This window comes from Limnobacter sp. (assembly GCF_964228395.1).
GTDB lineage: Bacteria > Pseudomonadota > Gammaproteobacteria > Burkholderiales > Burkholderiaceae_B > Limnobacter.
The window spans coordinates 24,224-37,498 of sequence record NZ_CAXQZX010000047.1; the positions used below are offsets into that span (position 1 = coordinate 24,224).

A 13,275-nucleotide genomic window follows, 5' to 3' on the forward strand; every position below is an offset into this window, starting at 1 on the left:
GTCAGCTTAGGCGCCAAGTCCTCGCAAAGAGTCACTTGGATGCTAAACCCAAACCGAAATTGTACGATGAATCAAAGCTTAAGGGCTAGTCTTGGCGGTGAGCGCCTCGTCGGAACTCGTCAAGATCGGAGGGCAAATGACGGGCTTTGAGATATTCGGGTGCGACCACGGAAAGGTTCTCGTAAACAGCCAATGGGAAAACACGACCCGATGTGCGCACATTGTCGATTTTCATGGAGTCCACGTTGTCGCGGCTCATGAGTGGTTCACCTGGCATCAGTTCCATGACCAAAGCCTGCGCTTTGCCGACAGCATCTGGCACGCCGAAGACCAAGGGGGAACGGCCGATGGCCTTGGCTGACAGCAAAACCAGCTCCTTGAGCGTGTAGATCTCCGGGCCAACCAAGTCGTAGGTGTTGTGAATCGTGTCTTTATTGGCGTCTTGAATGCAGGCCATTACGGCTTTGGCCACATCACCAACCGCAACGGGTTGGAAGCGCGCTTGGGCACCTGCCAGCGGAATAACTGGCGCGAGTTTCGCCAATGAAGCAAAGGTATTTAAAAATTTGTCATCCCGACCAAACACCACTGAGGGGCGCAGAATGGTCCAGGCCAAACCGCTGTCCTTAATCGCGGCTTCTCCGTCCGTCTTCGAGCGCAGGTACATGGATGGTGCGGGGTTTTGAACACCAATTCCCAGCGCGCTGATGTGAACAATGCGCTTTACTCCGTGCTTGGACATGGCGGCGCACAAAGCCTTGGGAAACTCCACATGGTTGACGCGGAAATTCTGCCCATACGGCTTGCCGGGTTTGCTGTGCAGAACGCCAAGCAAATTGATCACCACATCCTGCCCAGCCACCAAGCGGCCCAAGGTGGCGCGGTCATGAATGTTTCCTTCCACCAGTTGGCAGGTGGGCAGGGTCAACAGGTGTCGGGCATTTTTGTACCGCCGCGTGGGCACGGTGATTCGGTAACCCTGTTTGGCCAATTCGTTACAAACTGCCTGGCCTATAAAACCCGAGCCGCCTATGACCAGAGCGTTTTTAGTTTTGTTCATACCAATACGTCAGCAATATTCAATCCGATCCCTGAATGATACCCAGTCTTTGTTTCAAAGGTGTCGAGCCATTGTTCAAAAGCAAAGAATACGCCACCGTGTTGGACATTACATTTTTTACATAACCCCGGGTTTCATCAAAGGGAATCAATTCTGCAAACATGGCCCCTTCCATGGTGCGTCCAGCACCCAGACGGCGTTTCCACAGGCTAGGCCGGCTCGGGCCTGCGTTGTAGCCAGCCGAGGCCAGCACGGGTGATTGATCGTGCTGTTCAAACACCATTTTCAAATAACTTGTGCCCAAGGTCAGGTTGGTGTCGATTTCGGTGATGTCTGCGGGTTTAAAGTCCGATAAACCAATCTTCCTCGCCACATATTTTGCGGTGGCAGGCATCACTTGCATCAATCCGCTGGCGCCAACACCAGAGCGGGCAATGGTCACAAAACGTGATTCCTGGCGAATCAAACCGTAAACCCAAGCTTCGTCCACACCTATGCTGCTGGTTTTTGCCTTCATGTTGTCGCGAAAGGGTGTGAGGTAACGAAGCGCAAGGTCATGTTGGCTCTGTGTTCGGTCAGCCGCAGCTATCGCTCGGTCGTAAAGCTGGTTTTTGTTGGCCCAGTTGGCTGCTGCAAGCAATTCTCGATCCGTCATTTGGGCAACCTGAAGATTGAACTCCCAAAAGCCTTCTGTGCGCAGTCCTGCGTCATACAGCATCAAGGCGCGTTGAAGGCCCTTGTTCGCTTTGGCTTTGTCCAGTTCAGCTGCGGTTAGCAACTCCGGTCTTGGAGGGGCTTGCACCACGTGGCCCAATTCTTCGTGAGCCAGTTTTCCGTAAAAAGAGAACGGGTGTACAGCCTTCAGCCATTCTTGGCGGGCCTCGGTCGTCTTGCCCTGAGCGGCCAAAGCACGCCCACGCCAATACACCCATGCACGGTCTTCCTGTAGCTCTGGATTCATCTCTAAGGTGGCTTGGTAAACCTGTGGCCAGTCTTGAATCAGGAGCGCAGCGCGCACCTTCCATTCCATTTGTTCATTGCTCATCACCTCGGGCGAGCTTCGCCGAAAGTAGGTCAAAGCGTTGCGGTCCCATTGAAGGCCGGCCCTGTACCCGATGTGAGCCCATAGCCACTGAAGGTTGGGCGTTGACAGGCTTGTGGCGTGTTTGTTTTCCAGGTCGTATGCCGTGCCTGAGGCATCTTGAACAGCCTTGCGGGTGAGCGCGGCAGACAGGTAAAGATCAGTTTGTTCAACAGAGGCACGGCGCTTCAAATAGGCATCTGGACTGCTCATGGCCTCTTGCAGCAGTTTGGTATCCAATTGCCGGCCCCAGCCTGTGTCGGCAAAATCTTTGACAAAGTTGATCGCATTGGACTGCTGGTTGACCGCAGCCAATTGGAGCACGTGCCGATCCAGGTCATTTGCGCTAATGCCCCCCATGCGATACAGGTTTTTAAGCAGTGTACGGCAGGTTCTGGGAAGCCGTTTATCGTACGCAATCACGGCATTCACCTTGTATCGCACCAATTGACCTTGCTCTGCCGCTTGCATCAGGTCCGCACATTCCACGCCTTGGTCGGGGCGATAGCGCAGCTTGGGGCGTTCTTGAGCATACAACTCCCATTGCCCATTGCGGGCCAGTTGTTCAAGCCAATCTCGACGAAGCGACTCGGCTGGCCAGGTGTTGTCGTGTTTATCCAGCAAGGGCATTACACTCTCGGTAGGCCAAGGTGCGTCACGATCCGGGGATTGTTTTTCCTGCCCTTTCTGGAAAAAGCGGAAACGCCAAATTTCAGCATACGGCTGGAACAGGTGGTTGGCGGGCAGTTGCGCGGTCAGCCTTGAAAAGTTGTCGTAATGGCCATCTGCGTAAGCGCTCTTGATTTGTTTAACCAACTCCTCGTGTGGGTCAGCGGCTGAGACTGGCGCTGTGATGGCACCAAGCCCCCACACCGTGAGCGTCATGACAAGCTTTAAAGTTGGGGTTAAATTCATGGTGTTCGATATAAAAAAAACGTTTAGGCGACAGGCGTTGGCCTATCGGGAGAATTTGAGTTCAATGGAGCATGCTTGGCGAGTTGCAAGCATGCTCGAGCATCTTTCTACTCTACTCCAATCCCGAGGCCCCTGCACAGTGGCAATCTATCAACCCATTCGTGGAGAGCCCGATCTGCTTGCTCTTTTGAGTGATAAAAATCTTATTCGGTTCACTTGGCTGACACCGGTTTGCAGTGAAACCCCAAACGGCAAGGTTTTGAAGTTTGCAAAGTTTGGGCCAAGCACCACATGGGTGGCGGGTCAATATGGGATTCCCGTGCCAGCCGATTGCAACTGGGGTGAGCCCGATGTGGTGGTCATGCCCTGCGTTGGGTTTCACCGACTTGGGTATCGACTGGGTTACGGTGCGGGCTGGTATGACAGTACTCTGGCCGCTTTGAATCCGAAGCCCTGGTCCGTTGGGGTTGCATTTTCAGGAACAGAATTTGACGTCACGTTCCACGAGCCACACGACCAGGCACTGGACGCCGTGGTCACCGAGGACGGGGTGATTTTTCCATCCTCGCCACAGCAAAATCAATAACCCAAAGCGTCCAGAATCGATAGGGTGGGTTGCGCATTGTTCATGGTGTAGAAGTGCAGCCCGGACACCCCTTCGCGAATCAGGTTTTCACACAAGGTGGTCACCACCTCCAAACCAAAAGAGCGAATGGCTTCCCGGTCATCACCAAAATGCTGCAGGCGATTGCGGATCCAGCGAGGAATTTCAGCGCCGCACGCGTCAGAGAAACGCGCCAATTGGCTGTAATTGGTGATGGGCATGATGCCTGGAATCAGCGGAATATTGACACGGTTTTGCACTTGGTCCCGAAAGTACAAAAATGCATCCGGGTTGTAAAAATATTGGGTGATGGCTGAGTTCGCCCCACATTTCACTTTATGCACAAAAGCTTCGACGTCAGCTGCCGGGCTTTTGGCCTGAGGGTGGGTTTCGGGGTAGGCGGCCACTTCGATAAAAAAATGCTCGCCGGTTTCTGCGCGAATAAACTCAACCAGCTCACTGGCATAGCGAAAATCGCCTGTGCCCATGGTGCCGGAGGGCAGGTCTCCACGTAGAGCCACAATCCTTTTGATTCCGTTGTCACGGTAGGTGTTCAGCAGGCCTCTGATTTTCTCGCGGCTGGCTCCGACGCAGGACAAATGTGGAGCTGCCTCATGCCCCATGCGTTGAATGCCCAAGACGGTGTTCAGTGTCCCATCCTGTGTGGTGCCACCCGCACCAAAAGTCACCGAAAAAAATTCAGGATTGCGCTCCGCCAATTGTGTGCAAGTGGTTTGCAGTTTGGCTGCACCTTCTTCTGTTTTTGCTGGAAAAAATTCAAAACTGATGTTCATGTTCATGATGACATTTGAGAAGAAGAGGTTTGTTTTTCAAGGTGCAGAAAAAATTCTTGATTGCCGTCGCCACCCTGGATTTGGCATGGCAAAAACTGCTTCACATGCAACCCCACCTCGATGCACGCAGTTTTCATGTCTTTTTCAAGATCGGGCAATAAGGCGGGCAGGTTTTTCACCAGTCCATTTTTGCCAATGTGCTGTGGGCCCAACTCAAATTGGGGTTTAACCAACAGAAGACCCAAGCATCCCTTTTGCATGTAGGCCACAATTTGGGGCAACACCTTGCGCAAAGAAATAAAAGACAAGTCGGCCACCACCAATTGGACGGGCAAAAATTCGGGGCAGGCACTTTTCAGCACATTCAAAATTTCGGCTGGCTCTGTTTTGTACAGGTTGACCCCCTCAAGGGCGTGCACCTTGGGGTGCTCGCGCAAAGCGCTGTGCAATTGCCCGTGCCCCACGTCCAATCCAATCACGCTCGCCGCTCCGCGTTGTAGCAGGCAATCTGTAAACCCCCCTGTGGATTGCCCCAAATCCATACACTTTAATCCATGGACGTCCAGCGCTACATCTTCGAGCGCCCCGAGCAATTTTAATCCGCCACGAGATACAAAGTTAGGCTCGGTTGATGCAAGCAATTCGAGCGCTTGATGGGCGTCCACCGAATGGGAAGGCTTTTTAACTGTGATCCAAGCTGCAAGTGGGCCGGGTCTACATCGCACACGACCTTGGGCGATGCATTGTTGGGCTTGCGCACGACTGGTGCACAAGCCCCTCTCAACCAGCGCAAGGTCTGCACGCAAGGCCGGCCCCCTTTGCTAGGCCATCAGTAGCGGTAGTGGTCGGGCTTGTAAGGGCCGTCTTGCTTCACGCCAATGTAGGCCGCCTGGCTTGGGCTGAGCTCAGTGAGCTGCGCACCAATTTTCTTCAGGTGCAAGCGAGCCACTTTTTCGTCCAGGTGCTTGGGCAACACATACACACCCACCGGGTACTTGCTGGTCTGTGTGAACAGCTCGATCTGGGCAATGGTTTGGTTGGCAAAGCTGGAGGACATCACGAAAGAGGGGTGGCCAGTGCCACAGCCCAGGTTCACCAAGCGACCCTCGGCCAGCATGATGATGCGCTTTCCGTCAGGGAAGATGATGTGGTCAACCTGCGGCTTGATATTTTCCCACTGATACTTCTTGACGCTGGCGATGTCGATCTCGTTGTCGAAGTGCCCAATGTTGCACACAATCGCCTGGTCTTTCATTTTGGCCATGTGATCGTGCGTGATGATGTCTTTGTTGCCGGTTGCAGTCACAAAAATATCAGCCTTGTCCGCTGCGTAGTCCATGGTGACCACTTTGTAACCTTCCATGGCTGCTTGCAGGGCGCAAATTGGATCAATTTCAGTGACCCAAACCTGGGCCGACAAAGCGCGTAGCGCTTGAGCAGACCCTTTGCCAACATCACCGTAACCCGCCACTACCGCCACTTTACCGGCAATCATCACGTCAGTGGCGCGCTTGATGCCATCGACCAGCGACTCGCGGCAGCCATACAGGTTGTCAAACTTGGATTTGGTGACAGAGTCATTCACGTTGATCGCAGGGAAGGCCAGCTCGCCACGTTTGTGCATTTCGTACAAACGATGCACGCCAGTGGTGGTTTCTTCCGTTACGCCTTTGATGTGCACAATGCGCTTGCTGTACCACTGAGGATCTTTCTTTAGTGTTTCTTTAATCGACTCAAAAAGGCAAACCTCTTCTTCGCTGCCCGGGTTGGACAACACCGACAGGTCCTTTTCAGCTTTGACGCCCAAGTGCAGCAGCAGTGTTGCATCGCCGCCATCGTCCAAAATCATATTGGAATAACCACCATCGGCCCACTCAAAAATACGGTGGGTGAAATGCCAATAGTCTTTGAGGCTCTCGCCTTTGTAGGCAAATACCGGAATGCCAGCGGCAGCAATCGCAGCAGCCGCGTGATCTTGGGTTGAGTAAATGTTGCAGGAAGCCCACCGCACTTCAGCACCTAAAGCAGCCAGTGTTTCAATCAACACGGCGGTTTGGATGGTCATGTGCAAAGAACCGGTAATACGCGCGCCTTTCAGGGGTTGGCTCGCTGCATATTCTTGGCGAATGGCCATCAGGCCGGGCATTTCTGTTTCGGCGATGGCGATTTCTTTTCGGCCGTAGTCGGCTTCAGCGAGGTTCTTGACGAAAAAATCATTTTCGCCAGTGGCTGTCAGGGGTTTTGCAATGGCGTTCATCACGCCCTCCTTTGAAAAGTCCATAAAGAAAGAAGCGTGAGCGCCGTTGTTGTTTCCTGTTCGAGCCTAGCACCCTGATCAACGGGTGTCGCAACGCTCCTCGAACTCTTCAATTTTATCAGGATTGGAGCGGCCCGTCACGCCCAACGCAAGGGGCCCTCCAAATGCATGGCCTTACACGCCAGCGGCAGCCTTTAAGGCGTCGGCCTTGTCGGTGCGCTCCCAGCTGAATTCGGGTTCTTCGCGACCAAAATGGCCGTACGCAGCCGTTTTGGCGTAGATTGGGCGCAGCAGGTCGAGCATTTTGACGATGCCCTTGGGGCGCAGGTCAAAATGGCTGCGCACCAGCTCTGTGATTGCGGCGTCCGAAATTTTTCCGGTGCCAAAAGTGTTGACCATGATGGAGGTGGGGCGCGCCACACCGATGGCATAGCTTACTTGCACGAGGCAACGCGCGGCCAGGCCTGCAGCCACAATGTTTTTGGCAACATAACGACCTGCGTAAGCAGCTGACCGGTCAACTTTGGAAGGATCTTTGCCGGAGAACGCGCCGCCGCCGTGGGGAGCAGCACCCCCATAGGTATCCACAATGATCTTTCGGCCTGTCAGGCCACAATCCCCCTGAGGGCCGCCAATCACAAAGCGGCCTGTGGGGTTAACCAAAAAGTTGATGTTTCCCTTGACCAGTTCTTTGGGAAGCACTGGTTTGATCACTTCTTCAATCACGGCTTCGCGCAATGTGGCCAGTTCAATATCGGGGGCGTGTTGGGTGGACAGCACTACAGTATCGATTGAGTCTGGTTTCCCATCCACGTAGCGAACAGTCACTTGAGATTTGGCATCCGGGCGCAGCCAGGCCAGGCGGCCATCTTTGCGCAGCAGGCTTTGGCGCTGCACCAACTGGTGAGACAAACTGATCGCCAAGGGCATCAACTCGCGGGTTTCGTCGCAGGCATAGCCAAACATCAAGCCCTGGTCGCCGGCGCCTTGGTCCAAACCGTCGTCATGGGCTTTGTCTACGCCCTGGGCGATGTCTGGGCTTTGGCGGTCGTAACACACCATCACGGCGCAGCTCTTGTAATCAATGCCGTAGTCGCCGTTGTCGTAGCCAATGCGCTTGAGCGTGTCGCGAGCCACATCGATGTAATTCACTTGGGCGGTGGTTGTAATTTCGCCCGCCATCACCACCAAACCAGTATTGGTCAAAGTTTCGGCAGCAACGCGTGCGGTGGGGTCTTGCTCAAGAATGGCGTCGAGAACGGCATCCGAAATTTGGTCCGCCACTTTGTCTGGGTGGCCTTCAGACACGGATTCGGAGGTAAAAAGAAATTCATTGCTCATAAAAAAGCTCCAAAATAACAAGGGTTTAGGCGAAGCCGACTTGTTAGTTTGAAGCTCGGCGACGCTTTAGCGGATTTGTTTTAGTTCGCCCCGCAAGTTGTCCAATTAACTCAGCGAACCTTAGAAATATACAACATTGCTCACCGCCTTGGAAGGTCAACATCGTTACAATGCCAGCATGATAAAAATTGCCTTCGATCTACTCGCGCGCTTGCCACTGCCCTTGTTGCACGGTTTGGGCACATTACTGGGCTGGGCGGTGTATGGATTGTCACCCTCGTACCGGTTAAAAATAGAACAGCATGCCCGCATTGCCTTCCCTCAAGACGAATTGGCCCGTATTCGGGCCATTCGAGGATCGGTATCGCATGCGGGGATGGCTTTGTTTGAACTGCCTTTTTTGTGGGGCAGACCCACCATGCACGGGGCAGCAGCGTGCACCCAAATCAAAAACTGGGAGGTCATTGAGCAAGCCCAGGCGCAAGGCAAGGGGGTTATTTTTTTAACGCCCCACATGGGTAGTTTTGAATCAACTGCTCAAGTTTTTTCAACACGTGCACCTATCACTGTGTTGTATCGTCCCAACCGAAAGGCTGAAATTCAGCACATCATCGAGGCCAGTCGTGCGCGTAACAACGTGGCTTTGGCTCCCACCACCTTGGCAGGCGTAAAAATTTTGCTCAAAGCCCTCAAGCGTGGCGAGGCGGTGGGGATGTTGCCTGACCAGGTGCCAGCTGAGGGGGAGGGCGTGTGGGCCAATATGTTTGGTCAACCTGCGTATACCATGACCTTGCCGGGGCGCCTGCAACAGGCCACGGGGGCGGCCATCGTGCTGGCTATTGGTGTTCGAAAGCCCAACGGAGAAGGGTTCATACTTGAGTTATACCCTGGTCCAGAGCGCCTGAGTGCCGACCCTGTGCAGGCGGCAGGGGAAGTTAATCAAGCCATGGAGTCGCTCATCATGAAACATCCTGAACAGTATTATTGGGGCTATGAACGGTATAAACCGCCGAAATCCAATCCAAGGGGGCAGCTTTGAACCATGTGTTGATCAAGGGCTGGTTTGCCATGGGGCGCCTGCCATTTGCGGTTTATCAGGCCCTGGCCATCGTCATGGCTGGTTTTTTAACCCTGCTCCTTTTTTTGCTGGCCTTTGAGCGTCGCCGGGTCATGCTGACCAACCTAAGTCTCTGTTTCCCTCATGTTAGCGGCTCCGCCCGTGTGGTCTGGGCGGTTCAACACCTTTATTTTTACCTTCGAACCTTTCTTGATCGTGCCTGGTTGTGGGACGGCAATGCCGACATCGTTAAACAGCGCGTCAAAATCATGAACCCGTCCATGTTGCAGGCCTGTACCAATGGGCAGCCAACCATTTTGCTGGCCCCTCATTTTTTGGGTCTGGACGCCGCCTGGTCGCGCCTCTGCCTTGAAGTCGACATGGTCACCATGTACTCCAACCAGAAAAACCAAGTGCTCAACCAGTTGATTCTGGAAGGCCGCTCCCGTTATGGAGAGCCTCTGTTACTGTCACGGCAGCAAGGCGTGCGGCCATTGTTGACCGCCATGAAGCAAGGCAGGCCTTTGTATTACCTGCCCGACATGGACTTCGGGGAGCGCGACTCGGTGTTTGTGCCATTTTTTGGCGTAAAAGCCGCCACGGTAACCGCTGTTCCTCGCTTGGCAAAAATGCTCAAGGCCCAGGTTATTCCGGTCACCACCCGATATCGACGAGGCTGCTATGAGGTTTGCGTTCATGCACCTCTGCAAGACTTCCCTTTGGAAGACGAAACCGCGTCCACTCAAAAAATGAACGCTTGTATAGAGGATTGGGTAAAAGACAACGTTCCGCAGTACCTGTGGCTACACAAACGATTCAAGACCCGGCCTCAGGGCGAAGCCCGCATATACTGATAAAAATTCTTCGCCACAACACATTGCGTTCAACATGACTCAAACAAGCCACATTCCATTCACCAAGATGCACGGGGCCGGTAACGACTTTGTGGTGCTCAACAACATTGAACAAAATATCGAATTGAGCCCTCGTTTGGTGAAGGCATTGGCGGATCGCCATTTTGGTGTGGGTGCTGATCAGGTTCTTGTGGTGGAGGCTTCCACATTAGCCGATTGCGATTTTAAGTACAGAATTTTTAATGCCGATGGCTCCGAGGTGCAGCAGTGCGGCAACGGGGCGCGCTGTTTTGCTCAGTTTGTTTTTGACAAAAAGCTCACCTCAAAAACCCGCATTCGGGTTGAAACCCAAGCAGGCATCATTGAGCCTGAGTTAATCGGCCACAATTGGGTCAAGGTGAACATGGGGCCAGCCTTGTTTGATCCGACCAGAATACCGTTTGTTGCCGATGGGTTGGCCACGCGCCAAGTGGGCGCCATCACCCAATATTTGCTGCCTGCTGACACCGGGCGAGGGCGACAAGAGCTCTGGGTGAGTGTGGCCAGCATGGGCAATCCCCATGTGGTTATTCAGCTCGAGCAGCCCGCTTCTGATGACCTTGTGCAAAGTCTTGGCACAACGCTTGAAAGTCACCCTCGATTCCCCGAGCGGGTCAACGTGGGTTTTTTGAATGTGGTCGACAAAAATAGAGCGCACCTTCGCGTGTTCGAGCGCGGAGTAGGTGAGACGCTGGCCTGTGGTACCGGAGCCTGTGCTGCCGCCGTCTGTGGCATGAAGATGGGGCTGTTGTCTGAGCGGGTCGATATCATCAAGGCTGGGGGCACATTAACCATTGAATGGTCTGGCCAGGCTGACAGCGATGTATTCATGACCGGACCAGCACAAACAGTTTTTGAAGGAGAGTATTGTTTATGACCGAAGAAGCCATCATGGTGGCCGATTTTTTAAAGGCCAACCCGGATTTTTTGATCAGAAATCCTGGCGTTTTGGCCTTCATCAAGCTGCCTGAGCAAAGCCACGGCAACGTGGCTTCGCTGCAAGAGCGGCAGGTTCAAACCATGCGAGACAAAGTGAAGGCGCTTGAGCACCGCATGGTAGAAATGACCCACGCCGCAGTAGAAAATCAGGCCATCATTAACAAACTTCTCAGCCTGACTAGAGCGCTGTTGGTGGTGAAAGATCCCCAGCAACTTCCAGCGGTCTTGGTGGAGCAAATCAAAAAGTTGTTTTTGGTGCCAATGGTGGGGCTGGACCTGTGGCAAAGCAAAGAGGGTGGGTCCACCAGTGCTCAAAAGGCCGTAGACGCAATGCCCGGGCTGTACTGCGGCTTTGCTGACAATGCCCCTGATCTGTCTGCGTTTCAAGGTGAAGACTCCATGCCCCGTTCGGTGGTGATTATTCCTCTGCGGGTGGGCATTAGCCCCAATACTTTTGGAGTGCTCGCTTTGGGGTCTCCTGACAAAGATCGTTTTGCGCCTACTTTGGAAACTGATTTTCTAAACTCTCTGGCCGAGATTTCATGCGCAGCTTTGAGCCGCCTGCACAGTGGCAACCACTGATTAATGCCTACCTGGAATACTTGGCGCTCGAAAAGCGCCAGGCCAGCAACTCTGTTTTGGCGGTCTCGCGAGATCTTGCGCATCTCACTGTACATCCCCTGGAGGCCACGCCTGCACACTTAAAAACCCTTTTGGCCAAACGGCATGCAGCCGGTGCTGCGCCTCGAAGCCTTGCGCGCCTCGCCTCTAGTCTGCGAGGGTTTTTCGCGCATCTGGTTCAGCAGGGCCTGCGTACAAGTAACCCGGCCGAGGGCATTAAAACGCCAAAGATCCCAAAGTCTCTACCAAAGGCGCTGGGGGTGGATGAGCTGGGAGGTTTGCTGCGGCCATTCGATGTGGCAGATTTTCAGCTTCGCCAGGCGCGGTTTTTGATTGAATTTTTATACGCAACTGGCCTTCGAATCAGCGAGGCCATGTCTATCGCTCTGCTGACCAGCGAGAGTGTTTCGGGCCGTGGGGGTTCAAGCGCAGAATCCTATCTGGATCTGGCTCAAGGCGAAATTCGTGTGGTGGGTAAAGGCAGCAAAGCACGGGTCGTACCGATTATGCAGGCCCTGCTACCCGCAATTCAGGCGCATATGGATGCACGGCAAAAACACCTTCACTCGTGCTCCTCCGAAGTACCGCACTCTGCACTTTTCGTGTCTGCCAGAGGTGGCAGATTGTCGGTGAGACAAGCGCAACTCGATGTGGCCCGTTTTGCTAAATTGGCTGGCTTGCAACAACACCTGCATCCTCACATGCTCCGCCATAGCTTTGGCTCGCACGTGTTGCAAATGTCGCAAAACCTTCGCGCAGTGCAAGAATTGCTAGGCCATTCTTCTATTGCGTCCACTCAAATTTACACCTCGCTTGATTTTTCGCACCTGGCACAGGTGTACGACAGCGCGTTTCCCAGAGCGCTCAAGCGCGAGGGGGCTGGTGAATCCGATATGGACTTGTCCTCGTCATAAAGTTTCCAGCATTCTTTTTGCGGCTTGTCCAAGAGTTTCGTGATCATCCCGAAGCATGGGTTTGCTGAGCAGTTTCTTCAGCACCTCTGCTGTGTTGTGAGTGGGGTCGTTGGCGCCGTATTTCGATCGCGCTTGGATCATGGTCTCAATCACCTCACTGGCTTGTTCCGCCAAGGTTTCTTGAGCGTAAAGCACTGCGACTGCATCGGCAAACAGCTCTTGCTTAAACACCATGTCTGCTGGCAGGCCTGTGTTAGAGACCTGTTGCAAACCACGAAATTGCTTATTCTCCAGGCTGAACGAGGCAACAAACTCTCGGCTTTCTCTTAGACAATGCCCCATTTCGTGCGCTACCGAGGCGGCCACGATGCCATCCCAGTTCGACGTATTTTGGCCATCCAGAAAACGACCCCACTGGGCCCATGCGTTTTTTTGCGTATTGATGATGATCACGCATTTGCCGTTCGCATACAGCATCGCACCCAACGGGGTCGGTTCAGGGCGCTCAGTCACAATCAAGCTTGGCTTCACGCGCATATCGATCTGAAGCTGCTCAATCACGTCGCGCGCGATGGTTTCAACATGGGCCGCTGGCAACTTTTCCTGATCAATCGCAGAAAAACCAAGGGTCAAAGAAAGCAGAATCGAAAGCATGGCACTAAACCTGTCGGTGGAACTCAGGTTCAGTGTCGGCCGGGCCTCGTGCTTTCTTTTGCTTGAAAAAAAGCTTTTAAATCAAGCTAATTATTCAAAGTAGGAGCTTGGTTTGCACGCCATGTCAGAAGTTCGCTGACAAGCT

Annotated in this window: 13 protein-coding genes and 1 riboswitch; of the genes, 6 read left to right on the top strand and 7 right to left on the bottom strand. The window is 53.5% G+C overall.

Going from position 1 to position 13,275, the window contains the following annotated elements:
- Positions 1-85 precede the first annotated feature (85 nt).
- Positions 86-1,060, bottom strand: a complete 975-nt coding sequence (locus ACEQU8_RS03500; protein WP_370261496.1) for a complex I NDUFA9 subunit family protein — start codon at positions 1,058-1,060, stop codon at positions 86-88.
- Positions 1,061-1,079: 19 nt separating this feature from the next.
- Positions 1,080-3,026 carry a transglycosylase SLT domain-containing protein gene (locus ACEQU8_RS03505; RefSeq protein WP_370261498.1) on the bottom strand — a complete coding sequence of 649 codons (1,947 nt, stop codon included), beginning with the start codon at positions 3,024-3,026 and terminating at the stop codon, positions 1,080-1,082.
- On the opposite strand from ACEQU8_RS03505, the gene ACEQU8_RS03510 reads away from it, so the two are divergent.
- Positions 3,025-3,642, top strand: coding sequence for a 5-formyltetrahydrofolate cyclo-ligase (locus ACEQU8_RS03510; protein ID WP_370261499.1), 618 nt, complete (start codon positions 3,025-3,027; stop codon positions 3,640-3,642). The two genes, ACEQU8_RS03505 and ACEQU8_RS03510, sit on opposite strands and share 2 nt — an antisense overlap.
- On the opposite strand, the gene metF is transcribed toward ACEQU8_RS03510, so the two are convergent.
- The 4 genes from metF to metK all read right to left on the bottom strand — a co-directional run bounded on the left by metF (position 3,636) and on the right by metK (position 8,052).
- The gene (metF, locus tag ACEQU8_RS03515) at positions 3,636-4,460 is read right to left on the bottom strand and encodes a methylenetetrahydrofolate reductase [NAD(P)H] (protein ID WP_370261500.1); all 825 of its coding nucleotides are present in this window, start codon (positions 4,458-4,460) and stop codon (positions 3,636-3,638) included. The genes ACEQU8_RS03510 and metF overlap by 7 nt on opposite strands.
- Positions 4,457-5,179 carry a TlyA family RNA methyltransferase gene (locus ACEQU8_RS03520; protein ID WP_370261513.1) on the bottom strand — a complete coding sequence of 241 codons (723 nt, stop codon included), beginning with the start codon at positions 5,177-5,179 and terminating at the stop codon, positions 4,457-4,459. Before ACEQU8_RS03520 ends, metF begins: the two co-directional genes overlap by 4 nt.
- A 104-nt stretch (positions 5,180-5,283) precedes the next feature.
- The gene (gene ahcY / locus ACEQU8_RS03525; RefSeq protein ID WP_370261502.1) at positions 5,284-6,711 is read right to left on the bottom strand and encodes an adenosylhomocysteinase; all 1,428 of its coding nucleotides are present in this window, start codon (positions 6,709-6,711) and stop codon (positions 5,284-5,286) included.
- A 31-nt stretch (positions 6,712-6,742) separates the two neighbouring features.
- Positions 6,743-6,819: riboswitch (S-adenosyl-L-homocysteine riboswitch) on the bottom strand.
- Between the two features lie 66 nt (positions 6,820-6,885).
- Positions 6,886-8,052: a methionine adenosyltransferase gene (gene metK, locus ACEQU8_RS03530; RefSeq protein WP_370261504.1), complete on the bottom strand. Its 1,167-nt coding sequence runs from the start codon at positions 8,050-8,052 to the stop codon at positions 6,886-6,888.
- Between the two features lie 178 nt (positions 8,053-8,230).
- Between metK and ACEQU8_RS03535 the strand changes: the two genes are divergently transcribed.
- From ACEQU8_RS03535 to ACEQU8_RS03555, 5 genes are read left to right on the top strand one after another with little or no spacing between them, the layout of a single operon-like run.
- Positions 8,231-9,091 carry a lysophospholipid acyltransferase family protein gene (locus ACEQU8_RS03535; RefSeq protein ID WP_370261505.1) on the top strand — a complete coding sequence of 287 codons (861 nt, stop codon included), beginning with the start codon at positions 8,231-8,233 and terminating at the stop codon, positions 9,089-9,091.
- Between the two features lie 5 nt (positions 9,092-9,096).
- Positions 9,097-9,963 (top strand): lysophospholipid acyltransferase family protein, encoded by an 867-nt coding sequence (locus ACEQU8_RS03540; protein WP_370261514.1) that lies wholly within the window; start codon positions 9,097-9,099, stop codon positions 9,961-9,963.
- 34 nt (positions 9,964-9,997) lie between these two features.
- Positions 9,998-10,879, top strand: a complete 882-nt coding sequence (dapF, locus tag ACEQU8_RS03545; protein ID WP_370261507.1) for a diaminopimelate epimerase — start codon at positions 9,998-10,000, stop codon at positions 10,877-10,879.
- Positions 10,876-11,523 (top strand): DUF484 family protein, encoded by a 648-nt coding sequence (locus ACEQU8_RS03550; RefSeq protein ID WP_370261509.1) that lies wholly within the window; start codon positions 10,876-10,878, stop codon positions 11,521-11,523. The genes dapF and ACEQU8_RS03550 overlap by 4 nt, the downstream gene beginning before the upstream one ends.
- On the top strand, positions 11,484-12,476 hold the full coding sequence (locus ACEQU8_RS03555) for a tyrosine recombinase XerC (RefSeq protein WP_370261510.1): 993 nt from the start codon (positions 11,484-11,486) through the stop codon (positions 12,474-12,476). The genes ACEQU8_RS03550 and ACEQU8_RS03555 overlap by 40 nt, the downstream gene beginning before the upstream one ends.
- On the opposite strand, the gene ACEQU8_RS03560 is transcribed toward ACEQU8_RS03555, so the two are convergent.
- Positions 12,471-13,130: a hypothetical protein gene (locus ACEQU8_RS03560; protein ID WP_370261512.1), complete on the bottom strand. Its 660-nt coding sequence runs from the start codon at positions 13,128-13,130 to the stop codon at positions 12,471-12,473. The two genes, ACEQU8_RS03555 and ACEQU8_RS03560, sit on opposite strands and share 6 nt — an antisense overlap.
- Between the last annotated feature and the right edge of the window lie 145 nt (positions 13,131-13,275).

Coding starts and splice junctions, on each gene's coding strand:
- ACEQU8_RS03500 (WP_370261496.1), bottom strand. CDS start 1,060: ATGAACAAAACTAAAAACGCTCTGGTCATAGGCGGCTCGGGTTTTATA.
- ACEQU8_RS03510 (WP_370261499.1), top strand. CDS start 3,025: ATGACAAGCTTTAAAGTTGGGGTTAAATTCATGGTGTTCGATATAAAA.
- ACEQU8_RS03505 (WP_370261498.1), bottom strand. CDS start 3,026: ATGACGCTCACGGTGTGGGGGCTTGGTGCCATCACAGCGCCAGTCTCA.
- metF (WP_370261500.1), bottom strand. CDS start 4,460: ATGAACATGAACATCAGTTTTGAATTTTTTCCAGCAAAAACAGAAGAA.
- ahcY (WP_370261502.1), bottom strand. CDS start 6,711: ATGAACGCCATTGCAAAACCCCTGACAGCCACTGGCGAAAATGATTTT.
- metK (WP_370261504.1), bottom strand. CDS start 8,052: ATGAGCAATGAATTTCTTTTTACCTCCGAATCCGTGTCTGAAGGCCAC.
- ACEQU8_RS03535 (WP_370261505.1), top strand. CDS start 8,231: ATGATAAAAATTGCCTTCGATCTACTCGCGCGCTTGCCACTGCCCTTG.
- dapF (WP_370261507.1), top strand. CDS start 9,998: ATGACTCAAACAAGCCACATTCCATTCACCAAGATGCACGGGGCCGGT.
- ACEQU8_RS03550 (WP_370261509.1), top strand. CDS start 10,876: ATGACCGAAGAAGCCATCATGGTGGCCGATTTTTTAAAGGCCAACCCG.
- ACEQU8_RS03555 (WP_370261510.1), top strand. CDS start 11,484: ATGCGCAGCTTTGAGCCGCCTGCACAGTGGCAACCACTGATTAATGCC.
- ACEQU8_RS03560 (WP_370261512.1), bottom strand. CDS start 13,130: ATGCTTTCGATTCTGCTTTCTTTGACCCTTGGTTTTTCTGCGATTGAT.